Source organism: Kitasatospora sp. NPDC004531 (genome assembly GCF_053602195.1).
Window position 1 is genome coordinate 1 of sequence record NZ_JBSGDD010000098.1, and the last position, 25,101, is coordinate 25,101.

Consider the following 25,101-nt stretch of genomic DNA (forward strand, 5'->3'; position numbering starts at 1 on the left):
ACCTCACAGCACACGACTACCGGGCTCGACCCTCCGCCGGCAGACGAACGCTACGACTTCACCCGTCCGAGCGACATCACACATTCAACTTCAGTACGGCAGTGAGTACCCAGGCCTGGCCGGGGAGTGCGGTGGGAACACGAGCCGCCTGCGACTGTTGCGCGGCCCCTCCGGTGGGCTGGGGTGTCTTCCTGTCGTTGAGATTTCCGTAAATCACCGCCCCTTCGCCCGGGTCGACCACTGAATTTCCATCAGGAACGCTGTACGGACCCCAGATTGTCCATCCAAGGACGGCCTTCTTGCCGTCCTGACGGAGATTCTCGAGGTCAGGCGTGCAATCCTTATTGGCATCCGGGGTTGGAACGTTCTCCTTCACTTGCAGTCGTACGATCCATTGGGTGCGTGTTGGTGTCTGCTGCCGCGAGCGCTTCGGCAAGCTATTCAGAAGCAAAAGTAAGCTGCTCTGCCTGGTTGAACAGATCGCCGATAGGGGGTCCAGTGGGGTCGCTGCGGGTGAGGGGGTTGTTGTTACCGTAAGTGCCGGTATCGCGAACGTGCCCGCCACTATGCCAATGGAGAGAAAAGTTGCGGTCCGCCCACGCAGCCTCCCCCTCCGCACGGATCGCTCCACGTTACATCCCACTGGGTTTCGGTGATCATCACATGCGAATCGAGATCTTCACGAAGACCAACTTGACTGGCAGTCAGGCATGCATCCGTACTTTTAGGCTCGCCTACCTGTTCGGCCACGGTTTTCGACCGCGAATTTCGGACAGATGGCTATTGTGGCCAATAGTTCGCAATGGCACCTCTTCGCATCGAAATAGCCTCACATGGTGACTTGGCGGCCGTTGGGCGGCTGGTGTCCGCTTTGTTCGGCATGCTGTCGGGTTTCACGCTGCGTGGTGAGTTGGCGTCTCTGAGCCGAAGGGGGCGGTGAGGAAGGCGGTACGAGCGATGCCGAGGCGATGGTGAAGGTCAGTCAGGCAGGCCGCGGAATCCGGCGAGCAGTTCCTTCAGTGCCCGCTGGGCCGCCGGGTACGCCTCCGCCATGGCCGGGGTGCTGGGCGCTGAGCCCGCCGTGGGAGAGTTCTGGCCGACCGTGGTCAGCTCGACCAGGATCCGGCCGTTGGTGCCGTAGAACACGGCCTCGCCGTAGTCGAGGAACCCCGGGCCGGCTGTGCGGGAGGCCGTCAGGTCGCCGTCCGGTGCGAGTCTTCCGTCCGGCCCGATGGTCCAGTTCGGGCCTTTCGGCGGAGCCGTGGCGCCGGCCTCGGGTGCCGACGCGGTGATCACCGCCACCCCCGGACCGTCCGTTCCGGTGGTGGTCCACGAGGTGCTCACCACCCGGGCGGAGGCCCGCGACGAGGGGTCCGCGGCCGCGACCGTGCGCGACCCGCACGACTGACCCGCCGCCAGCAGGTCCACGAGCAGCTTCGTGGTGTCCGCGCCCGGCGCGAGCACGTACACGCTCGCCCACATCCCGTCCGGCACCGCCGCGACCCGCAACTCGTAGACCGCCGCCGGCACGGGCACCGTCGCAGACCCGACCCGGATCCGGTCGTCGACCCGCACCCCGGACATCGGCTGCTCCACCCGGCAGGGCGACAGGGCCAGCGGCTTCCCCGGCCCGGGGCGGAACACCTCTCCGCCGTGCAGCCCCGCCGTGCCGGGCACGTACACCGACTCGACGATCTGCCGGACGTGATCCGATCCGAACTCCGTGCCCTCGACATCGGCCACCGCTGCGGCCCCTGGCGAACCGCTGCCGGAGCCCGCGTCCGCCGCCGGCGAACCTCCCCCCGAACACCCGCTCGCCGCGAAGCAGAAGAGCCCCAAGACCGTTGCCAACCAAAGGCGTTCAGCGATCCGCATGCCCGCACGCTACCGCCGCCGCCCACCCGTCGTCCGCCCAACGGCCAACCCGGCCGGTCGGCAGCTGTCGGAGATGGTGGCTAGCCTGCGGTGAAGCCGGAGGGCAGTGATCGAGGGGAGGTTCGACGGTGGGTGGCAACCAGTGGACGATGGCCGGTCCGTACCAGGAGGACCTGGTGGCGGCGTTTCGGCAGGCGCAGGAGCTGGAGCTGGTGAAGGACGATCGGGGGTTTCCGGGGCTCGGCATCGTCGAGTTGTGGCGCGACGCGGGGTGGCAGGAGTACATCGCGACCGGGGGGACCGGTACGGTGCTGGACTTCTACGAGTTGGCCGTCACCGACGACGAAGTCCCCTTCGTGATGCGTCCGTTGTCCCGGGCCGAGGTCCTGGCCTGGGCTCCCGACGGCCGTCCGACCCGTGAGCAGTGGGAGGCCGCGAAGCAGCGGTTGCTCGACCCGATCGGGCGTGGGCGGGGTCGCTGTACGGTGCTCTGTCGCGACGACCGGCTGGCGGAGGTCCGCTACTGGGGCTGTACCGCGGACTGATCCCCGGCCCTGCGGACTGACCCCTGGCCCCGGGGCGGGAGCGTCCCGGGGCGGACGGGCCGTTTCGGTTCGGGGTCAGACGTTGGCTCCCCGGGGCCAGGTCTGGGCGGTGCTGGCGGTGCAGGTCTGCTGGGTGAGCAGGGTGCCGGGCGCGGTGCCGGCGGGGTCGATGCACAGGCCCGAGTTGGTGCTGCGGAGGGTGCCGTCGGGGTACAGCTGCCACTGCTGGTTGGTGTTGTCGGAGCTGCACGGCCAGACGATCACCTTGCCGCCCGCGGTGGTCTGGGAGTTGTTGTCCAGGCACAGGTAGTTGCCTGAGGTGTCCTGCACTCCCGACTGCAGGAAGCCCTGGATCACGCCCTGGGGGCTGAGCGGGGTGGTGGGCACCGGGGGGCTGGCGAGGGCAGGGGAGTCAGGCATGAACCCCCAGAGCTGCTGGTACGAGCCGTCGCAGGTCGCGATGTCCGTCCGGGCGCCCGGGCTGTTGGAGGGAACGTCCAGGCAGAGGCCGGAGGACGCGTTCCTGAAGGGGCTGACGGTGATGAAGCCGCGGACGACGTGCCGGCCCGAACCGGCGGACGCGGCGGCGAAGTTGGACTGGCCGGCACAGCTGCCGTACTCCTTGGCGTCGCTGACGGTGCCGGACAGGCCGCCCACGTCCGTGGTGCTGGGGCCGCCGAAGTAGACGTCGGAGACGGTGTTGTGCGCGCAGGTGCTGTTGGCGTTGTAGTTGACGTATTCGACGAATCCGTCGCCCGAGCCCTTGAGCAGGCCGCTCGGCAGCGTCCAACTGCCGATGTGGGCCACGAGCGGGTGGGTGCCGGCGGAGTCGTACACGTCGCCGGACCAGGTGTCGGTGGTGGAGGTGGTCCCGGTCCGCTTCACCGTGAGGTTGTAGGTGTGGCCGTACGTGGCGTCGAACAGGACGGCGCAGGACTGCCCGGCGCCGGCGTCGGCGCCCGGCCGGCAGTTGGGGTCGCTGCTGGAGGTGTTCCCCGGGGTGCCGGCGCCGCCGGACGCGAACACCGAGAAGACGGCCCGGAACCGCTGCGAGGCACCGCTGGTCTGCTGGGGCTGCAGCCCGGTGTAGCCGTTCAGGTTGTTGCCGAACCAGAACTGCTGGGCGTAGTACAGCCCGGTCTGCTCGCTCGCGGGGTTGACCGCCATCGGGAAGGTGATGTCCTTCACCCCGCCGGACGGCGTGGCAGGGAACGACCAGTGGACGGACACGTTGCCGCCGAGGCCGAAGTCGACGGCCGACGCCGGTGTCGGCCACGGCGAGAACAGCAGCAGCGCCACGGCCGCCACGACGGCGCCGCAGCGCCGTACTGCCGAGGAGCGGGACATGCGAGGTCCTTCCTGCCCGCCGCACCGTGACGGGTCGTTACCGGCGCGAAGAGGCGCTTTCGGGTCGGGGCACGTGCGCAGGCCGGAGCCCGGGCTCGGCACTCACGGAGGGACTGCGCCGACACGTAAAGTACTCCCTCGCGTACGGTCGGCCACGCCTCGTCCGGTCGGACACCGGGTGAGCAGGCCTCCGGGATCGCGGCTCGGTGCCGGAAGCCCCGGTGCGGCTACAGGGTCTCGTCGGCGAGGGCGTCCAGGATGGCGGTCTTGATCCCGGGTGGCATCAGGTTCAGGGCGTTGACGGCGTCGGCCGTGAGGGGGACTTCGTCGAGCAGGTACGTGCCGCGGTCGTCCCGGGAGAACTCGGGTCCGCTGCGGTCGTCGAAGTTCCAGGTGCTGATGCGGGCGGTGTAGAAGTGCTCGATCTCGCCCTTGTCGCTGGTGAGTCGGAGGAAGGGGCGCAGGTCGGTGGCGGTGCCGGCGATCTCCTCGCGGATCTCGCGGAGCAGGGCGTGCTCCAGGTCGGTGTCCTGGTCCTCGACGCCGCCGCCGACGAGCACCTGGTACGGGGGGATGCCGGGGCGGACGCGGGTGATGACGAGCATCGTGCCGCGGTCGGTGAGCAGGACGGCGCGGACGCGTTCCTTCATGGCGGTCTCCGTGGTGGTGGTGGCGTTCGGTCGCGGGGCGGCCGGCTGTCATTGCTGTGCAACGACCGGGCGGCTGCGAAGGACGCCGGGCCTGCTCGTTCGGCGCGGGCGTCGACGGAGGAGCGGAGGAGCGGAGGAACGGAGGAGGGGGCGGGGGCTCGTCCGCCGGTGGGAGGAGCCCCCGGGGTGGGTCAGAGCTGGCCGGAGGCGGCGATGGTGATCTTGGCCTTGGTCTTGCCGCTCTGGGAGCCGAGGGACTCGATCTTCTTGACGAGGGCCATGCTGTCCTCGTCGGCGACCTCGCCGAAGACGACGTGCTTGCCGTCGAGCCAGTCGGTGACGATGGTGGTGATGAAGAACTGCGAGCCGTTGGTGTTGCGGCCGGCGTTGGCCATCGACAGCAGGCCCGGGCGGTCGTGCTTCAGCTGGAAGTTCTCGTCGGCGAACTTCTCGCCGTAGATGCTCTTGCCGCCGGTGCCGTTGCCGTGGGTGAAGTCGCCGCCCTGGAGCATGAAGGCGGGTATGACGCGGTGGAAGGAGGAGCCGGCGTAGCCGAAGCCCTTCTCGCCGGTGGCCAGCGCGCGGAAGTTCTCCGCGGTCTTCGGCACGACGTCCTCGAACAGGTTGAAGACGATGCGGCCGGCGGCCTCGTCGTTGATGGTGATGTCGAAGTAAACCTTGGTAGTCATGGCGGTCATCGTGACATTTGTCCGGGTCACGTGCCAAAAACGCATCGGTCGGGAGTTCGCGCAGAAGTTCTCAACGGCGGTCGGAAATGCTGGTGATGCGGGCATGGACGATTGCCGAGCGTGCGAATTCGGTCGCAAGGTGTGATCGGCCGGGATTGCGGGCACGGCCTCCCACGGCGGAGCAGTCGGCCGCGCGCGGAAACCGATCTGTCGTCGCGTCGGAGAGGAAGAGGGATGGCCGGCGGAGAGGCCCTGGCGAGGTTCGTGGCCGCACTCAACGCCAAGGACCTTGCGGGCATGGCGAGTTGCCTTGCCGAGGAGGTCCACCACGAGGAGCCCGCCCTCGGCTGGGACCTGCACGGGCGGAGCGCCGTCCTCGAGAAGCAGGCGGCGGGATTCGACGCGCTCGACTGCGTCATGGACGTCGAGGAGCTGATCGTCGCGGGCGACCGCGAGATCCTCGCCTACCGGGCGAGCGGGACGGTGCGCCGGGCGCTGGCCGGCGGCTGGCCCGCCGAGGCCGTCGGGCGGACGTTCCGGGTCCGCGGGGCCGCCCTCGCCCGGGTCGGCCCGGACGGGCGGATCGGCCACCTGCTCTTCCACTACGACCTCGCGGGCATCCTCGCCCAGCTCGGCGCCCCGGCCGCAGATCGGACCGCCCGGTGAACCCGGCGCGCCGAGGCGCGCGGACGGGCACCGGCCACGCGGTGGTGCTGGGCACCGGCCACGCCGTGGTGCTGGGCGCCGGGATCGCCGGGCTCTGCGCCGCCCGGGTCCTGTCGGAGACGTTCGAGCGGGTCACGCTGGTCGAACGGGACGAGCTCGCCGCCGACGGCGCCGTCCGGCGCGGCGTCCCGCAGGGCGCGCACGTGCACTCGCTGACCGTCCGCGGGGCGGGCGTGCTGGAGGAGTTCTTCCCCGGCTTCATCGACGAGCTCGCCGCCGACGGCGCCAGCCTGGTCACCGCGCTCAGCGAGGTCGACATCGTGTTCTTCGGCTCCCTGCTGAGCAAAGTCCCGGTGGGCACGGTGCTCCAGGCCGGCCGCCCCTTCCTGGAGGAACGCCTGCGGGCCAAGGTCTGCGCCGCGCCCAACCTCACCGTGCTGGACGGCCACGAGGCCGTCGCGCCCCTCGCCGCCCCCGACCGCACCCGGGTGACGGGCATCCGGGTGGCCCGCGGCGACAGTCGCGAGGACCTCGAAGCCGACCTGGTCGTGGACGCCATGGGACGCGCCGGACGGGGCGCGGCCTGGCTCGCAACTCTCGGACACCGCAAGCCCGTTGAGCAACGCCTGCGGGTCGATGTCGGCTACGCGAGCCGCCGCTACCGCATCCCCGCGGGCACGGCCGGCCCGAACCGGGCGCTGCTGGTCGGCGCGACCCCCGCCCGCCCGCGCGGCCTGGTCCTCACCCAGCAGGAGAACGACCTCTGGGTGCTGTCCCTCTACGGATTCGGCCGCCCCCACCACCCGCCCACCGAAGCCGCCGAATTCCTGGAATTCGCAAGGGAATTGGCCACCGCCGACATGTGGGACGCGATCCGGCGGGCCGAACCGGTCACCGGAATCGCCTCGTTCGGCTATCCGCACTCGCTGCGCCGGCACTTCCAGCGGCTGCGCCGCCTCCCGGACGGGCTGATTTCCGTCGGCGACGCGCTGTGCAGCCTGAACCCGATCTACGGGGCCGGAATGACCGTCGCCGCACTGGAGGCCGCCGCCCTGCGGAACTGCCTCGCCGACGGCACCCGGGACCTCCCGCGGCGTTTCTACCGGTCCGCTGCGAAAGCCCTGCGGCTGTCCTGGCTGTTCGCCACCGCGGCCGACCGCGCCATGCCCCAAGTCCCGGGCACCCGCCCGGCGTTGGCCGCCCTGTTGGGGAAGTCCTTCGACGCCACGATGCGCGCCGCCGCCACCGACCCGAAGGTCGCGACGGCCGTCTGGAACGCCGTCAGCCTCACCGGTTCGCCCGCCGCGCTCGCCCGGCCGCACGTGCTGGCCGCGACGCTGCGCAACTGGCCCCGGGGGAAGGGCAGTTCCTGAGGCTACGGGACGTTCCAGGCGGCGAGGACCGGGCGGCCGTCCTCGATGGCGAGGGTGGTCAGGGAGCCCGGGTGCGGGTGGCCGAGCAGGGCGGCGGCGGACGGGTCGAGGCCGAGCCAGCGGACGGTGAGGATGCGGGCCAGGTGGCCGTGGGCGACGACGGCGACGTCGCCGTGGGCGAGCAGCGGGCGGATCCGCCGCAGCGCGGCGTCCGTGCGGGCGGCCACCTGGTGGAGGTCCTCGCCGGGGTGGTCGGCGTCGCCGGGGACGACGCCGTCCCGCCACAAGTCCCAGCCCGGGCGGGCCTGTTGGATCTGCTCGGCGGTCAGGCCCTCGTAGCCGCCGTAGTCCCACTCCAGCAGGTCGGGGTCGGCCTCGACGCCGGTCAGGCCGGCCAGTTCGGCGGTCCGCAGGGCGCGGCCGAGCGGGCTGCTGAGGACGGCGACGAGGCGGCGCTCGGCCAGTCGAGGGGCGAGCGCCCGGGCCGAGGCCTCGCCGGCCGCCGTCAGCGCAACGTCCGTCCGTCCGGCGTGCCGTCCGGAGCGGCTCCACTCGGTCTGGCCGTGCCTGATCACTGTCAACTCGCCCATGGCCGAGCAGGGTAGCGGACGATGCGACCGGCCGGCTGCGGGATGATCAGCGGGTGGATGAGGAATGCGTGGAGCTGGGACAGGTGACGGCGCCGTCCGGGGTGCTCGTCCTCGGGATGGCGTCGTGGATCGACTACTGGCCCGAGCTGGGGCAGCCGCTGTCCGTGCGGGCGGCCGCCGTGGCGGCCGCCGGCGGCGGGCACCTGTGGGACGGCGAGTGCGAGGCGATGGCCGTCCCGGCGGCGGCGGACCGGGCGTTGCGGGTGCGGGCGCGGACCGGGCTGTCCTGGTACACCGAGGAGCCGGTGATCGCGCAGTTGGACGTCGACCTCGCGCTGCCGTGGCGCGGGCCCGGCGACGCGCCGATTCCGCTCGGGGAGCTGCCGGTCGACCGCTGCGGCATGGTCCTCGGGGACGGCGTGGCACTCGACGCGTGGATCGGCCTGGAGGGCGAACCGGCCGACGGGCTCGCGGACGTCGGCTACTGGGGGCTCCACGCGGACGACGCGCACGCGCGGTTCGGCGGCGAGCGGGCGGCCGAGGGCGGGCCGTTCGTCCTGCGCGACCTGCCGGTGGCGGCGGCGCAGGCGCTCGCCGCCGAGATCGAGGTGTGGCGGGGCGGCCTGCGACGCGACGGGGTCGCGGTCTCGGTCGAGCCGCACACCGACTACCACCGCTTCCAGCAGACCGCCGCGAGCCACCCCCTGCTGGCCGGACCGATCGAGGTCGGCGGCTGCCGGATGCTGGGCATCGACTGGGAACCCGCCGACCACGCGATGACCCACCACGGCGGCCGCGACCTCGGCCAGGTCCACCCGGTCGCCCTCGCCCCGGACGCCACCGGCGGAACGATCCTGCGCTGGACGATCCCGCCGCCCGGGACCGAGAGCGCCTGACGGCGGGTCGGGCGGCGGTGGGTGGAGGGGCGCGGGGGCCGGCCGGCGGGCGGCAACTCCGGGGAAGCGGCGCGGAGTCGGGGCTGCTCGGTTAGGGTGGGGCAGCGTCGGGGCAGGGGTGGGAGGGGCGGGGGTCGGTGGTTCCGAGTACGGTGCAGCAGTTGGCCGTTCTGGTGGCGCTGGTGCTGCCGGGGATCTTCTACCAGGCCGTCTCCGACCGGCTGCGCGGGCCGCGGGCGTCTGAGCAGGAGCCGCAGAACCGGGCGTTGCGGGCGATCGCGATCAGCGGGCTGTTGGACGCGCTGTACGCGGTGGTCGCGGGCCCGTGGCTGGCGCGGCTGTTGAACGGCGGCGGGGGCGACGAAGGCGGGCCGCTGGCCGGGGTGCTGAAGCATCCGCGGCAGGCGGGCCTGGCGGTGCTGCTGCTGGTCGTGGTGGTGCCGTCGGCGCTGGCGTGGGCGGCGGCGGCCGTGCGCAGCCGCCGGGAGCGGGCGCACTACGAGCCGACCCCGACGGCGTGGGACTTCCTGTTCGCGGACCGGGAGCCGTGCTTCGTCCGGATCCGGCTCAAGGGCGGTCTGTGGGTGGGCGGTTGGCTGGGGTCGCGGTCGGCGGTGTCGGCGTTCCCGCAGCCGCAGGACATCTATCTGGAATCGCAGTGGCGGCTGGACGGCGACGGCGCGTTCCTCGCCCGGGTGGCGGGTAGCACCGGGGTGTACGTCAAGGGCAGCGAGATCGAGGTGCTGGAGCTGCTGGCGGCGCCGGTGCCGGCGGCACGGAGGGAGCAGGACGATGACAGCACGGGACGGCCGGAACGAGAAGCAGGGGCGCAGCGGTGACGACCTGTCGCTGGAGAGCCTGATCGAGGAGCCCCGCGTCGCCCGCCGGATCTTCCGGATCTCCGGCGACGCGGCGGAGCCCGAGCAGGGCCCCGAGGGCGGCTCGGGCACGGCGAAGAGCGAGCCCGAGCCGCCGGAGAACAGCGGCCCGCGGGCGTCCTGACCGAACGGCCCTCAGGGCCCGATGTGGACGTGCCCGGCCCACAAGTGCGGTGCGGGCAGCAGGCGTTGGCGCAGCTCGCGGACGGTGCGGTGGAGCGCCAGCGCCGGGTCGAACGGCCGGCCGCGCTCGGCGTCCGCGCGCAGGTCGGCGTAGAACTCGCCGGTCACGTGCTGCGCGACCCGGTCGGAGACCGACCACAGGGTGCCGATGACGTGGGTGAACCCGGCCAGCTGGAAGGACGGCGCGAGGTGCACCGCCTCGTCCGGCAGGTCGCTGCCGACCTGCGACGTCGAGCAGGCCGACAGGAAGGCCAGTTCGGCGTCGACCGGGCGGCGCGCGGAGATGTCGAGCGCGGTGAGCCGCCCGTCGTGCAGGATCAGCCCGCTGTTCGACGGGCTGTCGGGGTCGGTGAGGCCGTGGCAGCTGAAGTGCACCCAGGGGTGCCGGTACAGCTCCCGGCGGACCTGTTCGACGGTGGCCTGCGGGCCGTCCAGCCGCAGGCCGTCGGGGAACAGCTCGCTGACCAGCGCGGCCTCCGGTTCCGCGCCCGGCAGCGGCGGGCCGCCCGGCGTGTGCGCCAGCGAGACCACCAGCGGCGCGGGACGCCTGCGGGCGGCCGCGGCGGTGCGGCGGCGGGCCCTCAGCAGCGAGCGGACGGTCGGGGTGTAGGAGGACACCACCCGGTCCATCACCCAGGTGCCGGGAATGTTCCGGCCCTTGCCGACGGCGTGCAGCGGCAGGAACGCCAGCCGCCCGGTCGGGCACCACCACAGGCGCGGCCACTCCTCCCCGTCCAGCGGCGTGCCGCGCAGGCCGAGCCGGTTCAGCACGGGCGCGGCCAGGGCGTCCCACAGCCAGTCCAGGAGCCCGCGGTGCAGGGCCCGCAGTTCGGCGGCCCGGGCCGGCCCCTCGTCCCCGTAGGCGACGTCCACCCACTGCTCGGTGAAGGACTGCGCGGCCGCCGCGACGTCCTCCGGCGTGAGGTCCGGCAGCGGCACCACGTCCAGGCGCGGCTCGCGGCCGGGCGCGGCGGCCAGGATCAGGGCGTCCGAGCCGAACTCGCTGACGTTGACCACCACCACCGGGCCGCGGTCCGCCGCCGACAGCAGCTGACGGGTGGTCGGCGGCCGCAGGAAGTCGTCGAGGTCGGGCAACGTGCGGATCTCGTCGAGGAGTTGGTCCCACCGGCGGGACAGCGCGTGGCGCTCCTCCGCGTCGCGCAGGGCGGCGGCGGTGGGGTCGCCGGCGCCCTGGAGGAAGAACGCGTCGGCGGCGGACAGCGAGGCCAGCGGGTGCTCCTGGCTCAGCCGGTCCCGGATCTGCTCGAACTCGGCGGCGCGCGCCGGATCGAGCTCGCGCAGCCGCGACAGGTCGCCCTGGTTGTCCAGGCCCTGCGCCAGCAGCACGCCCCGGCCCTGTTCGAGCAGTGCCAGCGCCCGGGCCGGGTCGCCGGCCCGGATCGCCAACGCGGCCGCTGCACTGGCCAGGCCCCGGCCGGAACTCAGCCGGTCCTCCTGGTCGAGCCGCGCCAGCTGACGGGGCGCGACCACCGGCAGCAGCGCCACCGCGTGCGAGAAGCCCGCCAGTGCCTCCGCGAACCGGCCGGTCCGGGCGGCCAGCGCGCCCCACAGTCGGGCCGCCTGCAGACGGACGTGCGGCGGGAACGCCGGGTCCTCGGCGGTCTGCCGGATCAGCCGGGTCGCCTCGGCCAGATCGACCTGATCGCCGTGCGCGGCCCGCCGCACCTGCACCGTCACCAGCGCCCGCCGTGCCAGCGCGCAGACCGGGTCGGTGCTGCCGGGCTGCGCGCCGAGCGCCTCCCGGGCCGCCGCGGCGGCCTGCCGCCACACCCGCAGGGCGGGACGCTGCTCCAGCAGCTCGGCGAGCCCGACCCCGATGTCGGCGAAACGCGCCAGGGCGAGCGGGCGCAGCGGGTTCGACGGGTCGAACTGCCCGACCAGGTCCTCGAACCGGCGGTACGCCTCGACGGCGTCCGCGAGGTCCCCGGTCGCGCGGGCCTGCTGGTACCGCAGCAGCGCCAGGTTGAGCGCCGCCCGCTCGCGGGCCGGCGACATGCCGGGACCGTCCGCGGCCGCCTCGGCCAGCAGCGCGAACGCCCGCTCGCGCAGCGCGGCGTCCCCGGTCGTCACCGACAGGTCGAACTGCGCCATCGCGAGGTTGTTCAGCACCAGCGGGCGCTGCGCGGAGCCCGGACCGGTGTGCTCCAGGGCCGTGCCGAACACCTGCACCGCCTGGATCTCCCAGCTGCGGTCGCCGGTCCGGTTCGCCCGGTCGAGCAGGGCGACACCGAGGTTGGTCAGCGCCAGGCCCCGGTCGTCGTGGCGGTCCGGCGCGGCGGCGACGGCGCTGCGCAGGGTGGCGAGCGCGGCGTCCAGCTCCTCGGGCGAACCGGACTCGGCGGCCACCGACCACTCCAGGTAGCCGAGGTCGGCCAGCAGCGAGGCCCGCTCCGCGTGGTGCTCCGGCAGACCGGCCAGCGCCGCGCGGCAGCGCGCCATCGCCTCCACGCGCAGCCCCTGGTCCGGACGGTGGCCGTACAGGTTGGCCAGGCACGCCGCCAGACCGCCGAGCGCCGTCGGGTCGACCTGCGGCTCCGTCAGCGCGAGAGACTCGCGGTACCGCTCGACGGCCTGCTCCAGCAGCGCCGGGTCGCCGTGCAGGTGGAACCGCAGGCGCAGCACGCGGCCCAGCACGGACAGGCACTCGGCCCGGTGGTCGACCTCCCCGCCGGGCACCGCCACCGCCTCGGCGAGCAGCCGGTACGCCCGGTCGAGCGCGGCGGCGTCCGAGTGCGACCAGGCGACGGTGGCCAGCGCGTTGCCCAGCAGCGTGCTCGCCAGGATCCGCTGCGGATCGTCCGCGGCGGCCAGGTCCAGGGCCTCCTGGAGCGGCCCCGTCACCGTGGGCGCCAGCTCGCCGCCCTGGTCGGCGAGCCCGAGCACGGCGGCGCCCAACAGCGTCCGGTGCCGCACCCGGTCCGCCGGGGCGCACTGCCCGTCCGTCGCGACCGCCGCGGTCAGCAGCCGGATCCCCTCCCGGCGGTCGTCCGGGTCGCCGGTGTGCTCGCTGCGCCGCACCCGGTGGATGGCGAGCCGGGCTGCCAGCCCGGGCCGCAGGGGGGAGCCGGCCGGCAGCAGGGCGAGGGCGTGGGTCATCAGGGCGACGCCCCGCTGCCAGGTGTCCTCGTCCCAGCTGTCCGCGTCCTCCGGGGCGGCCCGGTCGGCCAGCGACAGGCCCAGGACGAAGCTCACCTCGGCCTCGAAGTCCCCTTCCGGGGAGGGGAGTTCGAGGCACTCCCGGTAGAGCTCCAGGGCCTCGTCGCGGTCGCCGGGCAGCGGGGAGTCGAGCAGCGCGTCGGCCAGGTGGCGCAGCGCCCGCGCGCGTTCGGCGGTGCGGTCGGGGTTCTCCGCCACCACCCGGCGCAGCAGCGCGACCGGTTCGGCGGACGGGTCGTCGCCGTCGGCCTCCGCCCGCAGGGCCAGCAGCTCCGCCAGCGCGGCCCCCCGTTCCAGCCGGCGCGCCGGGAGCTCGGGCGGCGTGGCGCGGTAGGCCTCGGTGGCCAGCGCGACGGCCTCCGCCAGGTCCTCCGGGCGGCGGTGGGCCAGATGGCGCAAGGCCAGGGCGCGGGAGAGGATCACCCGGGTTTCGGCGAACATCGGGCTGTCGGGCGGGGCGAGTTCGGCGGCCTCCCGCGCGGCGGCGAGTGCGATCGCGAGCTCGGCGGGGTCGGTCGTGGAGCCGAGCAGGGCGAGGCCGAGATTGTGCAGGTACTGGAGCCGGGCGCCGGGGGTGGGCGCGTCCGTGGCGGCCCGTCGGCACAGCGCGATGCCCTCGGCGAGGGAGTCCGCCGTGCCCTGGGCGATCAACGCCATGCCCAGGTGGCACATCCGCTCCGCGCAGGCGGCCCGCTCGGTCGGCTCCTGCGCGGCGGCGGGCTCGACCGCGCGCAGCGCCTCCCGCAGCAGCTCGACGGCCTCCGGCAGGCCGGTGCGGTCGCCGAACAGCACGGCGGCCTGGGCCAGCGCCAGCCCCAGTTCGAGCCGCAGCCAGGACTGCTGCGGATCGTCCGGCGGGCACAGCCGCAGCGCGGTGCGGATCTCCGCCGCGGCCTCCCGGACCGCCCCTTCGGCGATCGCGGCGTCCGACCAGAAGCGCAGCGCGGTGCCCAGGTTGCCGTGGCGGCGGGCCTGCTCGACGGCGGTGTCGGGCACGGCCGCGACGGCGGCGCGACCGGTCCGCACGGCCTCGGCGAGCGGCGCCGGGTCGCCCCGGTCGAGCCAGTCGTTGAGCTGGGCCACCGACAGCGCGGACAGCACCGTGCCGTGCAGGGGCGTGTCCGGCGGGCAGTCGGCGGCGGCGCGCCGCAGCAGCCGGACGGCGAGGGCCGGCGTGCCGGGGTGCCGCCACCGCTGGAAGGCCACCATCAGGGCCATCCCGGCGAAGTGCGCCCGCCCGACCTCGGGGGTGTGCCCGTCGTCCTCCCCGGCCGCCACCGCCAGCACCGGTGCGAGCTCGGGCGAGACGCGTTCGGGCAGGTGGCGGCGGACCACGAGCAGGCAGAGCAGCCCCTCGCCGAGCAGGCCCAGGTCGCGCGCGTCGCCCGCCGCGAACGCGAACAGGTCGCCGTAGCCGAGCAGGAAGGCGTGTTCGAGGGGGAGTTCGGTGCCGGGCGGCACCCCGCCGGCCCGGAGCACGGACGTCGCCCCGGCGGCCTCGGCGGTGTCGAACCAGGCGAGTTCGGCGGGGTCCTCGATCGCCGGGTCGAGGTGCGCGGAGATCAGGGCGAGTGCCTCGTCGGGAGTCACAGGCGGATGCTCTCCTCGGGGATGTCGTCCGCGAGCAGCAGGATCAGCTCGTCCCGGCTCGGGGCCGGCGCGCCCGCGCCCGTCGCGGCCGAGCCGAGCCGGGTGGCCTGGCGTTCGACCATCTCTTCGAGCAGGGTGCGGGCGTCGCGGGCGTTGGCGGGGTCGCCGCGCAGTTCGCGGCGGGTGAAGCGTTCGAGGAGGCGGTCGGTGACGGCGGGGTCGAGGCGGTAGGTGTGGCGTTCGGCCTCGCGGGCGACGATCTCGGTGAGTTCGCCGGGGTCGTACGGGTCGAATTCGAGGATGCGGGAGAAGCGGGAGCGCAGGCCCGGGTTGGAGTCGAGGAAGGCGCGCATCTCCTCGGTGTAGCCGGCGGCGATGACCACCGTGTCGTCGCGGTGGTCCTCCATCAGCTTGGTCAGCACGTCGATGGCTTCCTGGCCGAAGTCGCTGCCGCTACCGAAGCGCCGGGCCAGGCTGTACGCCTCGTCGATGAACAGCACGCCGCCGGCGGCCCGGTCGAACGCCTGGCGGGTCTTCTGCGCGGTGTGGCCGAGGTACTCGCCGACCAGGTCGCCGCGCGCGACCTCCACCACGTGGCCCTTCTTCAGCGCGCCGAGCCCGGCCAGGATCTGGCCGTACAGCCGGGCGACGGTGGTCTTCCCGGTGCCGGGCGGCCCGGAGAAGACCAGGTGGTGCGCCCGGGGCGGCGGCGGCAGGTCGGCGTCGGAGCGCCAGCGGGCCAGCCGGAGCAGGTCGACCTGGACGCCGACCTGCCGCTTCGCCTCGGTCAGGCCGATCATCTGCTGGAGTTCGGCGAGCGGGCCGGCCTCGGGCCGGAGGATGTCCTCGGCGGTGGCGCCGGTGCGGACGTTCTCCAGCTGGACGCGCTCGTTGGCGGCGATCGCCTCGCCCTCGCAGCCGGTGACCTCGACGTCCGTCAGCGAGCCGTACACGTCGTCCTCGATGCTGATGCCGTCGCTGCCGGCGCCGTGCACCCGGACCACGGTGAGGACCAGCTGGCTGGTGTTGCGGGCCCGGACGGCCCGGCCCCGGCTGGCGGAGATCTCCAGGCGGGTGATCTCCACGGCGGTGTTGCTGAGGGCGAGCAGCCCGACCTCGCCGGCCCTGGTCACCTTGCAGTCGCTCGCGGTGAGCTTGCTGTCGTCGCGGCAGTTCAGGCCGAACAGGCCGGCCCGCTCGACGGTGAGGTGCTCGACGGTGGCGCGGGCGCTGTTCTCCAGCAGCAGGCCCGAGCCGCTCATGTCGGCGACGACGGCGTCCTGCACGCGGACCGTCACGCCGGTGCCGAGCGCCCGGATGCCGTCGTGGCAGCGCTCCAGGCGCAGCTCGGAGAGTTCCACCACCGAGCCCTCCTGGATCTGGACGGCGCTCTCGGACTGGTCGTGGACCCGCAGCCGGGCGAAGGTGCCGCGGGCCTTGTGCACGGAGACGCCGGTGCCGCCGAACGCGACCGCGCAGTCCTCGACCACGGGGACGCCGCCGGAGGCGACGCCGATGCCCTGCCGTCCGGCGTTCTCGATCCGGCACCGCTCCAGCCGGCCCCGGCCCTGGTCCTCGACGACGACCCCGCTGTCGCGGCAGTGCGCGAACAGGCAGTCCCGGAACTTCGGGTCCGCGCCCCGGGCGATCAGCAGGCCGGTGGTGGCGCCGCTGACGGTGGTGTCCTGGACGGTGCCGCGCGACTGCCGGTCGAAGGCCAGGCCGGTGCCGTGCATCTCCTCGACCCGGCAGCCCAGCATCTGCACCTCGGCGTGGTCGCCGGCGGCGAGGGCCGCGTCGCCGAGGCCCCGGAACTCGCAGCCCCGGATCTCCACCGCCGAGCCGGTCACCTGGACGCCGCGGCCCCGGCTGTCCGTCACCGTGCAGTCCACCAGCCGGGCCTTCGCCCGGTCCCGCAGCGCCACCGCGTGCTCCCGCGCGGCGCGGAACACGGTGCTCTCGAACGTGCCGTTGGCGCCCAGGAGTTCGGTCAGGCCGCCGACGACCTCGCACTCCCGCAGGGTCAGCTCCGCGCCCTGCGCGGCCAGCAGCGCGTGCTGACCCGGCCCGTCGACCCGGCAGCGCCGCAGCTCCAACCGGCCGGTGACGTGCACGGCGACCGCGCCCCGGCCCTCCACCGTCACCGACTCGAAGGTGATGTCGCCCTCGCACTCCAGCGGGGACTGCTCGGGCGCCTCGATCACCACCTCGCCGCCGCCCTCCGCCGCGACCACCTCGACGGTGCCGGCCAGCGCCAGCGGCCCGGCCTGCCGGTAGCGGCCCGGCTCGACCACCAGGCGCAGCGGCCGGTCGCGCGGAGCGGCGCGCAGCGCCGACGCCAGGGTGCGGTGCGCGGAGCCCCGGCCCGATCCGACCCGGACGGTGACGGCCTCGCCGGCGACGGACTCGGCGCGCCGGGTCTGCCCCGGGGCGAGGTTCGCGCCGTACGGGGCCAGCGCGTCCGCCAACTGGGCGGGATAGACGGTCAGTCCGTGCATCCGGGCGTACGCGGCCGAGTGCAGCGGCAGCAGCTCGACGGCCTGCCCGTCGTCGAGCGGCGAGCGGAACGACCAGTGCGGCAGCGGCGCCGGGCGGGCCGCGCCCTCGTTGAGCCGGGCCACCACGAACGACAGCTCGATCTGCGCCGAACCGTTGGGGATGGTGCGCCGCACCGTCTCCAGCGAGGCGATGTCCGACCACGGCAGCGTCCGCTCCCGGCCGCCGACGGTCACCACCACGCCCCTGGTCCCCACCCGCAGCATGCAGATCCGCGACAGCCGCAGGATCGCCCGCCGCACGCCGAACGTGGCCGCGACGAGCAGCGCCGGCACGACCAGCACCGGCTGCCCGAAGAACGCGTCGAAGGAGCGCAACGCGAACAGCGAGGCCGCCGTCAGCACCAGCACCAGCATGCCCTGCATGCGCAGCAGAACCCGGGCCGGCCAGGACAGCAGCGCCCCCGCCGCGAACACCGAGGCCGTGCCCGGGCCGTCCGGCAGCCGGGTCGCGCCGCGCCACTTGTCCGCCGCCCGCGGGCCGAGCACCTCGTCCAGCCGCTCCATCGACACCGCCAGCGGCGCCAGGTCGAGCAGCACGCCCTGCCACGGCGCGGACCAGCGCAGCGGACCGCGACCCGTCAACCCCGCCGGGATGCCCTGCGAGGTGCGCACCATCAGCGCCGCCCGGAACTGCGGACCCTCGGACGCGGCCGGGCCGCCGCGCACCGGCAGCACGCAGATGCCGTCGATCGCGCCCCACGGCAGCCGCACCTTCCGCAGGCCGCCGCGCAGTTCGAGGTACCCGGGATCGGCCACCAGCGTGACCGGCGAGAAGGCCCGCAGGCCCTGCCCGACCAGCACCACCGCCCACACCGCCGCCGCCAGCAGGTCGACCACCGCCGGGACGGGCTCCGCCACCGCCCCGCCCAGCACGGGCAGCGCGCACCCGGTGAACGCCCCGAACGCGAACAGCGCGACGGCCGCCCGCAGGCGCCGGTACTGCGCCACCGACCGCAACCTGACCTGCCCCATCGCGCCCCCCGCGATCGTCGACTGCCCTTCGCCCCATCAAATCAGCGAACTCCGCCCGGGGGCACACGGTTTGACGATACTCACCGCCCGGGGGACGGCGTGTGGCGCTGCGCTGTGCAGGGCGGGAGGTTGGGAAGGGGACGGCGGCTGAGCTCGGTCGGGGGCGGTGTGTGGCGCTGCGCTGTGGGGGGCGGGCGGCGGGAGGTCGGGGACGGCGTGTGGCGCTGCGCTGTGGGGGGCGGGTGGCGGGAGGTCGGGGACGTGGCGGTGGTTCAGAGCAGGCGGCGGTAGACCCGGGAGCCGCGGGACGGGTCGAGTTCGGCGGCCCAGGGCGGGGGTGCGGCGGTCGGGGGGATCTCGGTGAAGGCGTGGCGGCGGAAGAGGGCGCCGTGGCCGGTGGTGGCGGCGAGGACGGTGCGCAGGCCGGTGCGGCGGGCGTGGGTGAGGGCGGCGGTGACGAGCAGCGAGCCCAGCCCGAGGCCCTGCCGGTCGGCGCGCACGCACAGGTTGTGCAGGACGCCGGTCGGCGGGTGGCCGGGGTGGTGGGGGAGCTGCCGCAGCGCGGCGCAGGCGTCCGGTTCGGCGCCCGCGCCGCGTACGACGAAGAAGGTGTCCGCGCTGCGCCGGTAGGCGTCCCGGGTGCGGGCCCGCAGCGTCCCGTCGCGCAGGAACGGCAGCGACAGGGCGTACAGCGCGTCGGCGTCCCGCAGGTCGGTGCGGACGGCGACGGGCCGGGCCGTCGCGGTGGCGGCGCTCATCGGGCCGGACGGGTGGTCACGGGGCGTCCCCCAGCAGCTGGTCGGTGGTGAGGACGACGGCGCAGGTGCCCGCCGCCCAGCGCAGCGCCTCGCGGTGGTGCTCGGCGGAGAAGTCGGCGACGGCGTCCGCGACCACGAACGCCTGGAGGTCGCGCTGCCAGGCGTCGGCGGCGGTCAGCTGGACGCCGATGTGCGCGTACACGCCGACGATCACCAGCTGGTCGCGGCCGAGCGCGGCGAGCTGCTCGGCGAGGTCGGTGCGGACGAACGCGCTGTACTTCCACTTGAGCACCGAGCGGTCGCCGGGCGCGGGCGCGGCGGGGGCGGCGATCGACTCGGCGCGCGGCTCGGCGGGCAGGCCCGGGCCCCAGAAGTCCCGTTGCAGGCCGCGCTGTTCGGCGCTCTGCCCGCCCCGCTGGTGGGAGTGGAACACCGGCATCCCGGCGTCCCGTGCCCAGCGCAGGATGCGGGCGGTGTGCGCCAGGACGGGCTCCAGCGGCGGCCCGGCGGGCGGGAAGGCGTCCAGGAAGTACTGCTGGAGGTCGTGCACCAGCAGCGCGGCCCGCGCCGGTTCGACCCGCCAGGGGACGCGGCGCGGCGGCAGCTCGGCGGCGAGCGGCAGCGGGTAGGGCTCGATGGCGGGCAGGGCCATGGCGCGGATCAGCCTTTCGGGTCGGGGGAGGGGCGGTGGGAGGGGCGGTGCGAGGCGGCGCGCAGGTCCTTCTTGCTGACCTTGCCGATGCCGGTGCCGGGGAACGCGTCGACGAACTCGACCCGGTCGGGCACCTTGTACTCGGCCAGCCCGGCGGCCCGGACGTACGCCTTCAGCTCGACGGGGCGGGGCCGTTCGGCGCCGGGGCGCAGGATCACGTACGCGCAGCTGCGCTCGCCCAGGTACGGGTCGGGCACCGCGACCACCGAGGCGTCGTGGACGGCGGGGTGGGCGAGCAGCACGTTCTCCACCTCCTCGGCGGCGACCTTCTCCCCGCCCCGGTTGATCTGGTCCTTCGCCCGGCCCTCCACCACCAGGTGCCCGGTGGGCAGGCGGCGCACCAGGTCGCCGGTGCGGTAGAAGCCGTCGGCGGTGAACGCGCGGGCGTTGTACTCGGGGGCCCGCCAGTAGCCGCGGACGGTGTACGGGCCGCGGGTCAGCAGGTGGCCGAGGACGCCGTCGGGCAGCTCGCGGTCCTGGTCGTCGACGACGCGGACCTCGTCGTCGGGCGAGATCGGCCGGCCCTGGGTGGTGCGGACGGTGTGCTCGTCGTCCTCCGGCCGGGTGTAGTTGACCAGGCCCTCGGCCATGCCGAAGACCTGCTGGAGCCGGCCGCCGCCGAGCGCCGGGCCGAGCCGCCGCGCCGCCTGTTCGCTGAGCTTCGCCCCGCCGACCTGGAGCAGCCGCAGGCTGGACAGGTCGTACCCGCCCGCCTCGGCGGCGCTCGCCCAGGCCAGTGCCAGCGGCGGCACCACGCCCGTCACGGTGACGCGTTCGCGGGCGATCAGGGCGAGCGCGGTCGCCGGGGACGGGTCGGGGGCGAGCACCACCCGGCCGCCCGTGAAGAAGGCGCCGAGCGTGCCCGGCGAGGACAGCGGGAAGTTGTGCGCCGCCGGCAGCGCGCACAAGTACACCGTGTCGGGGCCGAGTTCGCAGATCTCGGCGGACGCCCGGACGCTGTACAGGTAGTCGTCGTGGCAGCGCGGAATCAGCTTCGGCAGGCCGGTCGAGCCGCCCGACAGCTGGAGGAACGCCAGGTCGCCGGAGGCCGGCGGGTCCGCCACCGGCAGCGCCTCGGGTGCGCGCAGCGCCGCGAGCGGGGTGAACGGGCCCGCCTCGCCGACCACGAACACCTCCGGCGGCCGCGGCACCGACGCCCGCACCTGGCGGGCCAACTCCCGGTGGTCGAAGCCCTCGTGGCGGTCCGGCACGAACAGCGCCCGGGCCTCGGCGAAGGAGCAGAAGTAGGAGATCTCGGCGCGGCGGTGCGCGGGCAGCGCCATCACCGGCACCACCCCGGCCCGCAGCGCGCCGAAGAACACCTCGAAGAACTCGGCCACATTGGGCAGTTGGAGCACCACCCGGTCGCCCTTGCGCAGGCCGCGGGCCAGCAGGCCGGTCGCCAGGCGGTCGGCCCGGGCGTCCAGCTCGGCCCAACTCCACTGCTGCGCACGGTCGGTGACGGCGATCCGGTCGGGGGTGGCGGCGGCGTGCCGGCGGACCATCGCGTCCAGCGGCTCGCCCGTCCAGTAGCCGGCCGCCCGGTAGCGGGCGGCGACGTCCGCGGGGTACAGGCTGCTCATCGGGCGTCCTCCGGAGCGGGTGTGTCGGCCAGGCCGAGCGCGTCCAGGAGCGTGCGGAACTTGGCGGTGGTCTCGGCGAGTTCGCGCTCCGGGTCGGAGGCGGCGACCACGCCCGCGCCCGCGAACAGCCGCAGCCGGTCGCCGTCCGCCTCGGCGCAGCGCAGCGTCACCACCCACTCGCCGTCGCCGGAGGCGTCGCCCCAGCCGACCACGCCGGTGTACAGGCCCCGGTCGAACGGCTCCAGTTCGCCGATCGCCGCCCGTGCCGGGCCGGTCGGGGTGCCGCACACCGCCGGGGTCGGGTGCAGGGCGAGCGCCAACTCCAGGGCGCTGGTGGACGGTTCGCGCAGCAGGCCGGTCACGGTGCTGGACAGGTGCCACATCGCGGCGGTGCGCAGCAGGGTCGGCCGCGCGGGCGCCACCAGCTCGGCGCAGTACGGCGCGAGGGCCTCGCGCACCGCGTCCACCACGAACGCGTGCTCGGCCAAGTCCTTGGCGGAGCACAGTAGTTGCTCGGCGCGACGGCGGTCCTCGACCGGGTCGGCGCTGCGTGCCGCCGAGCCCGCCAGCGGGTTGGACACCACCCGTGCGCCGCGCCGCGACACCAGCAGCTCGGGGCTCGCGCCGACCAGCGTGGCGGAGCCGCCCGCCGGGACGGCGAAGGTGTAGCCGTGCGGGTCGCGGTGCAGCAGCCGGGCCGCCATCGCCGCCAGGTCCGCGCCGCCGGGCGCGGTCAGCTCCAGGGTGCGGGCCAGCACCACCTTCTCCAGCGGGGAGGCCCCGGCCAGGCGCCGCACCGCCCGCGCCACCGCCGACCGGTAGCCGTCCGGGTCCGGCACCGCCCGGCTGCGCCAGGCCCGGCCCGCCGGAGCCGCCGAAGGGCCCGGAGCGGTCACCGGCCCCGCGGTGCGCACCCGCTGCGGCACGAACAGCCGGGCGGGCGCGCCGGGCGCGAACGGTATCGCCCCGACCAGCAGCCGCTGCCCGCCGTCCGGCCGGGCCCCGGCCAGCACGCCGTCGGCCGCCGAGGGGTCCTCGACGGTGCGGTGCACGCCCTCGGCGAGCAGCGTCCGGGTCGGGGTGGCGAGCAGCGCCCGGTCCGGCCCGGGCCGGTAGGCGTCCAGCAGCGGGCTGCCGCTGGTGGCGGGCGGTCGAAGGTCGGAGGCGGTGGTCATGCTGCTCCGTTCCGCCGGCGCGGAGGTGCGCGCCGGCACGGCGGTGAGGTGACGGGAGGGGAGGCGGGAGGGCGCGACGGAGCGGCCCGGGGGCAGCCGGGCGCGCCGCGCGGCGGCGGGTCGGGGAAGCGGTGGGGGCGTCAGGCGTGCGGGGCCCGGCCGGGCCGGGGCCGGCAGGCGGGAAGGTCGGGGCGGCGGTCGTGCTCAGGCGCGCAGCGTCGCGCCGCCGTCTACGTACAGGTCGTGCATGGTGATGTGCCGGGCCCGGTCGCCCGCCAGGAAGGCGACGGCCTCGGCGACGTCCTCGGGCGCGCCGATCCGGCCGAGCGGGATGCCGACCCGGTAGCCCGCCAAGTCGCCGCGCAGGACGCGCAGTTCGGCGTCCGGGTCGGTCCACAGGCCGCGCTGCATGGCGGTGTCGGTGGAGCCGGGCGAGACCAGGTTGCAGCGCACCCCGGAGCCGGCCAGCTCCAGGCCCAGGCAGCGGGTGAACATCGCGGTGGCGGCCTTGGACGCGGCGTACGCGGCCATGCCGGTGCGCGGCACCCCGGCGGCGTTGGAGCCGACGGTGACGATCGAGCCCCGCCCCCGGTCGGCCATCCGGCGGCCGACGGCGCGGCAGGTGTGCAGCACGCCGGTGGTGTTGACGGCGAAGGTGTGCTGCCAGTCGGCGTCGGCGATCTCCAGCGCGGGCGCCGGCCGCAGCACGCCCGCGACGTTCACCAGCACCTCCACCGGGCCGAGCTCGTCCTCGACGGACGCCACCAGCGCCTGCACGGCCGCCGCGTCGGTGACGTCCAACTCCCGGACGCCGGACGCCCCGCCGCGCAGGTCGCAGCCCACCACGGTGGCCCCGCGCGCCGCCAGCAGCGCCGCGACCGCCGCGCCGATGCCCTGCGCGGCGCCCGTCACCAGCGCCACCCGGCCGCCGAAGCCGTCCCCGGTGTCGGGGGTGGCGGCGGCTGGGCTGCTGGCGGCGAACGGCATGGCGGGCTCCCGGGTACGCGGACGCGGCGGATCGAACGGCCCGCGCCCTGGTTAGGTCAGGCTAGCCTAACCTTCGCTCGGGCGGGAGTCCGGACCGACCGTCAACCATCGCGCCACCCCCACCTGGAGACTGGTCAACGGCCCGCCCGATGGCCAGCATGGGTACCCTTCCGCCCGCACCACCGCGCCCAGGAGGCCCCCGTGTCGCACGCCCCGCGCCGGCCGAGCCACTCCGCCGGCCCCACCGGCACCCCGCTGCTCGCCGACACCGTCGGAGCCAACCTCACCCGCACCGTCCGCGCCCACCCCGACCGCGAGGCGCTCGTCGAGTGCGCCACCGGCCGCCGCTGGACGTACGCCCAACTCGCCGCCGACGTCGACGCGGTGGCCCTCGGCCTGCGCGCCCGCGGCGTCGGCCGCGGCGACCGGGTCGGCATCTGGGCCCCCAACCGCGCCGAATGGACGCTCACCCAGTACGCCACCGCCCGGCTCGGCGCGATCCTGGTCACCGTCAACCCCGCCTACCGCTCGCACGAGCTGGAGTACGTCCTCAACCAGGCCGGCGTCCGACTGCTGGTCGCCGCAAGGGAGTTCAAGAGCTCCGACTACGCGTCCATGATCGAGGAGGTCCGCCCGCGCTGCGCCGGCCTCGCCGACGTGGTGCTGCTGGACGGCCCGGACTGGGAGCAGCTGCTGCTGGCGGGGCGGGCGGGCGACCCGGCGGTGCTGGAGGGCATCGAGCGGGAGCTGGCCGCCGACGACCCGATCAACATCCAGTACACCTCGGGCACCACCGGCTTCCCCAAGGGCGCCACCCTCTCGCACCGCAACATCCTCAACAACGGTTACTTCGTCGGAGAGTTGTGCGGCTACACCGAGCAGGACCGGATCTGCGTGCCGGTGCCGTTCTACCACTGCTTCGGGATGGTGATGGGCAACCTCGCCGCCACCTCGCACGGCGCCTGCACGGTCATCCCCGCCCCCGCGTTCGACGCCTCCGCCACCCTGACCGCCGTCGCCGCCGAGCAGTGCACCTCGCTGTACGGCGTGCCCACCATGTTCATCGCCGAACTCGCCGACCCGCACTTCGACGACCACGACCTGAGCAGCCTGCGCACCGGCATCATGGCCGGCGCGCCCTGCCCGATCGAGGTGATGAAGGACGTCATCGGCCGGATGGGCATGCGCGAGGTGTCCATCTGCTACGGCATGACCGAGACCTCGCCGGTCTCCACCCAGACCCGCGCCGACGACTCGATCGAACGCCGGGTCTCCACCGTCGGCCGGGTCGGACCGCACCTGGAGGTCAAGGTCGTCGACCCCGCCACCGGACGGACCGTGCCGCGCGGCGAGACCGGCGAACTGTGCACCCGCGGCTACTCGGTGATGCTCGGCTACTGGGCGCAGCCCGAGCAGACCGCCGAGGCGATCGACGCCGACGGCTGGATGCACACCGGCGACCTCGCCGTGATGGACGAGGACGGCTACCTGTCCGTCACCGGCCGCAGCAAGGACATGGTGATCCGCGGCGGCGAGAACCTCTACCCCCGGGAGATCGAGGAGTTCCTGTACACCCACCCCGACGTGCTCGACGTCCAGGTGATCGGCGTCCCCGACGAGAAGTACGGCGAGGAGCTGATGGCCTGGGTGCGGATGCGCGAAGGCGCCCGCCCGCTCACGGCGGAGGCGGTGCGCGCGTACTGCGCCGGCCGGCTCGCCCACTTCAAGATCCCGCGCTACGTGCACGTGGTGGACGAGTTCCCGATGACCGTCACCGGCAAGATCCGCAAGGTCGAGATGCGCGAACAGGCCGCCCGGCTGCTGCACCGCGGCTGACGGCGCGCGGGAAGGGGCGGTCCGGCCGGCGAAGTACAAGGGCACTCACCCACCGGACCGC

At 74.6% G+C, this 25,101-nt stretch carries 21 protein-coding genes; 8 read left to right on the forward strand and 13 right to left on the reverse strand.

The features are described 5' to 3' along the window. Nucleotides 1-76 precede the first annotated feature (76 nt). Together ACWEMJ_RS28730 and ACWEMJ_RS28735 are read right to left on the reverse strand one after the other, a co-directional pair. Nucleotides 77-376, reverse strand: coding sequence for a hypothetical protein (locus ACWEMJ_RS28730; RefSeq protein ID WP_452140026.1), 300 nt, complete (start codon nt 374-376; stop codon nt 77-79). A 602-nt stretch (nt 377-978) separates the two neighbouring features. After that, nucleotides 979-1,743, reverse strand: coding sequence for a hypothetical protein (locus ACWEMJ_RS28735; RefSeq protein WP_452140027.1), 765 nt, complete (start codon nt 1,741-1,743; stop codon nt 979-981). Nucleotides 1,744-2,003: 260 nt separating this feature from the next. Here ACWEMJ_RS28735 and ACWEMJ_RS28740 point away from each other — a divergent pair, with 260 nt between their 5' ends. Continuing rightward, nucleotides 2,004-2,420, forward strand: coding sequence for a hypothetical protein (locus ACWEMJ_RS28740; RefSeq protein WP_452140028.1), 417 nt, complete (start codon nt 2,004-2,006; stop codon nt 2,418-2,420). A gap of 75 nt (nt 2,421-2,495) precedes the next feature. Here the strand turns inward: ACWEMJ_RS28740 and ACWEMJ_RS28745 are convergent, their stop codons facing one another. The 3 genes from ACWEMJ_RS28745 to ACWEMJ_RS28755 form a co-directional block, all read right to left on the reverse strand. Further along, nucleotides 2,496-3,767: an RICIN domain-containing protein gene (locus ACWEMJ_RS28745; protein WP_452140029.1), complete on the reverse strand. Its 1,272-nt coding sequence runs from the start codon at nt 3,765-3,767 to the stop codon at nt 2,496-2,498. A 227-nt stretch (nt 3,768-3,994) separates the two neighbouring features. Beyond that, nucleotides 3,995-4,417 (reverse strand): NUDIX domain-containing protein, encoded by a 423-nt coding sequence (locus ACWEMJ_RS28750; protein WP_452140030.1) that lies wholly within the window; start codon nt 4,415-4,417, stop codon nt 3,995-3,997. A 191-nt stretch (nt 4,418-4,608) separates the two neighbouring features. Further along, a complete protein-coding gene (locus ACWEMJ_RS28755) occupies nt 4,609-5,106 on the reverse strand; it encodes a peptidylprolyl isomerase (RefSeq protein WP_452140031.1) in 498 nt (165 codons plus the stop codon). Here ACWEMJ_RS28755 and ACWEMJ_RS28760 point away from each other — a divergent pair. From ACWEMJ_RS28760 to ACWEMJ_RS28770, 3 genes are all read left to right on the forward strand, one after another. Continuing rightward, nucleotides 5,105-5,251: a hypothetical protein gene (locus ACWEMJ_RS28760; RefSeq protein ID WP_452140032.1), complete on the forward strand. Its 147-nt coding sequence runs from the start codon at nt 5,105-5,107 to the stop codon at nt 5,249-5,251. The two genes, ACWEMJ_RS28755 and ACWEMJ_RS28760, sit on opposite strands and share 2 nt — an antisense overlap. A gap of 89 nt (nt 5,252-5,340) precedes the next feature. Next, the gene (locus ACWEMJ_RS28765; protein WP_452140033.1) at nt 5,341-5,772 is read left to right on the forward strand and encodes an ester cyclase; all 432 of its coding nucleotides are present in this window, start codon (nt 5,341-5,343) and stop codon (nt 5,770-5,772) included. After that, a complete protein-coding gene (locus ACWEMJ_RS28770) occupies nt 5,769-7,145 on the forward strand; it encodes an FAD-dependent oxidoreductase (RefSeq protein ID WP_452140034.1) in 1,377 nt (458 codons plus the stop codon). The genes ACWEMJ_RS28765 and ACWEMJ_RS28770 overlap by 4 nt, the downstream gene beginning before the upstream one ends. A gap of 2 nt (nt 7,146-7,147) precedes the next feature. Here the strand turns inward: ACWEMJ_RS28770 and ACWEMJ_RS28775 are convergent, their stop codons facing one another. Then, entirely contained in the window at nt 7,148-7,735 is a 588-nt protein-coding gene (locus ACWEMJ_RS28775; RefSeq protein ID WP_452140035.1) for a histidine phosphatase family protein, read from the reverse strand. Between the two features lie 68 nt (nt 7,736-7,803). On the opposite strand from ACWEMJ_RS28775, the gene ACWEMJ_RS28780 reads away from it, so the two are divergent. From ACWEMJ_RS28780 to ACWEMJ_RS28790, 3 genes are all read left to right on the forward strand, one after another. Next, nucleotides 7,804-8,631 carry a hypothetical protein gene (locus ACWEMJ_RS28780; protein ID WP_452140036.1) on the forward strand — a complete coding sequence of 276 codons (828 nt, stop codon included), beginning with the start codon at nt 7,804-7,806 and terminating at the stop codon, nt 8,629-8,631. A 152-nt stretch (nt 8,632-8,783) separates the two neighbouring features. Further along, nucleotides 8,784-9,470, forward strand: a complete 687-nt coding sequence (locus tag ACWEMJ_RS28785) for a DUF6338 family protein (RefSeq protein ID WP_452140046.1) — start codon at nt 8,784-8,786, stop codon at nt 9,468-9,470. Further along, entirely contained in the window at nt 9,424-9,633 is a 210-nt protein-coding gene (locus ACWEMJ_RS28790; RefSeq protein WP_452140037.1) for a hypothetical protein, read from the forward strand. Before ACWEMJ_RS28785 ends, ACWEMJ_RS28790 begins: the two co-directional genes overlap by 47 nt. Nucleotides 9,634-9,644: 11 nt before the next feature. Here ACWEMJ_RS28790 and ACWEMJ_RS28795 read toward each other — a convergent pair whose 3' ends face one another. The 7 genes from ACWEMJ_RS28795 to dhbA all read right to left on the reverse strand — a co-directional run bounded on the left by ACWEMJ_RS28795 (nt 9,645) and on the right by dhbA (nt 23,204). Next, on the reverse strand, nt 9,645-14,459 hold the full coding sequence (locus tag ACWEMJ_RS28795) for a CHAT domain-containing protein (protein WP_452140038.1): 4,815 nt from the start codon (nt 14,457-14,459) through the stop codon (nt 9,645-9,647). Continuing rightward, complete coding sequence (locus tag ACWEMJ_RS28800) at nt 14,456-17,965, reverse strand: right-handed parallel beta-helix repeat-containing protein (protein ID WP_452140039.1); 3,510 nt, start codon at nt 17,963-17,965, stop codon at nt 14,456-14,458. Before ACWEMJ_RS28800 ends, ACWEMJ_RS28795 begins: the two co-directional genes overlap by 4 nt. Before the next feature lie 296 nt (nt 17,966-18,261). Continuing rightward, nucleotides 18,262-18,747, reverse strand: a complete 486-nt coding sequence (locus tag ACWEMJ_RS28805; protein ID WP_452140040.1) for a GNAT family N-acetyltransferase — start codon at nt 18,745-18,747, stop codon at nt 18,262-18,264. 16 nt (nt 18,748-18,763) lie between these two features. Next, nucleotides 18,764-19,399 (reverse strand): isochorismatase family protein, encoded by a 636-nt coding sequence (locus ACWEMJ_RS28810; RefSeq protein ID WP_452140041.1) that lies wholly within the window; start codon nt 19,397-19,399, stop codon nt 18,764-18,766. 8 nt (nt 19,400-19,407) lie between these two features. Beyond that, the gene (locus tag ACWEMJ_RS28815) at nt 19,408-21,042 is read right to left on the reverse strand and encodes a (2,3-dihydroxybenzoyl)adenylate synthase (RefSeq protein ID WP_452140042.1); all 1,635 of its coding nucleotides are present in this window, start codon (nt 21,040-21,042) and stop codon (nt 19,408-19,410) included. Next, nucleotides 21,039-22,217 carry an isochorismate synthase gene (locus ACWEMJ_RS28820; RefSeq protein WP_452140043.1) on the reverse strand — a complete coding sequence of 393 codons (1,179 nt, stop codon included), beginning with the start codon at nt 22,215-22,217 and terminating at the stop codon, nt 21,039-21,041. The genes ACWEMJ_RS28815 and ACWEMJ_RS28820 overlap by 4 nt, the downstream gene beginning before the upstream one ends. Nucleotides 22,218-22,421: 204 nt before the next feature. Continuing rightward, the gene (gene dhbA, locus ACWEMJ_RS28825; RefSeq protein WP_452140044.1) at nt 22,422-23,204 is read right to left on the reverse strand and encodes a 2,3-dihydro-2,3-dihydroxybenzoate dehydrogenase; all 783 of its coding nucleotides are present in this window, start codon (nt 23,202-23,204) and stop codon (nt 22,422-22,424) included. A gap of 201 nt (nt 23,205-23,405) precedes the next feature. Here dhbA and ACWEMJ_RS28830 point away from each other — a divergent pair, with 201 nt between their 5' ends. After that, nucleotides 23,406-25,040 carry an AMP-binding protein gene (locus ACWEMJ_RS28830; RefSeq protein WP_452140045.1) on the forward strand — a complete coding sequence of 545 codons (1,635 nt, stop codon included), beginning with the start codon at nt 23,406-23,408 and terminating at the stop codon, nt 25,038-25,040. Nucleotides 25,041-25,101 lie beyond the last annotated feature (61 nt).

Excerpts from the sequence above, each read along its gene's own strand:
- ACWEMJ_RS28760 (WP_452140032.1), top strand. The coding sequence starts at position 5,105 with ATGGCGGTCATCGTGACATTTGTCCGGGTCACGTGCCAAAAACGCATC.
- ACWEMJ_RS28765 (WP_452140033.1), top strand. The coding sequence starts at position 5,341 with ATGGCCGGCGGAGAGGCCCTGGCGAGGTTCGTGGCCGCACTCAACGCC.
- ACWEMJ_RS28810 (WP_452140041.1), bottom strand. The coding sequence starts at position 19,399 with ATGGCCCTGCCCGCCATCGAGCCCTACCCGCTGCCGCTCGCCGCCGAG.
- ACWEMJ_RS28755 (WP_452140031.1), bottom strand. The coding sequence starts at position 5,106 with ATGACTACCAAGGTTTACTTCGACATCACCATCAACGACGAGGCCGCC.
- ACWEMJ_RS28815 (WP_452140042.1), bottom strand. The coding sequence starts at position 21,042 with ATGAGCAGCCTGTACCCCGCGGACGTCGCCGCCCGCTACCGGGCGGCC.
- dhbA (WP_452140044.1), bottom strand. The coding sequence starts at position 23,204 with ATGCCGTTCGCCGCCAGCAGCCCAGCCGCCGCCACCCCCGACACCGGG.
- ACWEMJ_RS28820 (WP_452140043.1), bottom strand. The coding sequence starts at position 22,217 with ATGACCACCGCCTCCGACCTTCGACCGCCCGCCACCAGCGGCAGCCCG.
- ACWEMJ_RS28745 (WP_452140029.1), bottom strand. The coding sequence starts at position 3,767 with ATGTCCCGCTCCTCGGCAGTACGGCGCTGCGGCGCCGTCGTGGCGGCC.
- ACWEMJ_RS28750 (WP_452140030.1), bottom strand. The coding sequence starts at position 4,417 with ATGAAGGAACGCGTCCGCGCCGTCCTGCTCACCGACCGCGGCACGATG.
- ACWEMJ_RS28805 (WP_452140040.1), bottom strand. The coding sequence starts at position 18,747 with ATGAGCGCCGCCACCGCGACGGCCCGGCCCGTCGCCGTCCGCACCGAC.
- ACWEMJ_RS28790 (WP_452140037.1), top strand. The coding sequence starts at position 9,424 with ATGACAGCACGGGACGGCCGGAACGAGAAGCAGGGGCGCAGCGGTGAC.
- ACWEMJ_RS28775 (WP_452140035.1), bottom strand. The coding sequence starts at position 7,735 with ATGGGCGAGTTGACAGTGATCAGGCACGGCCAGACCGAGTGGAGCCGC.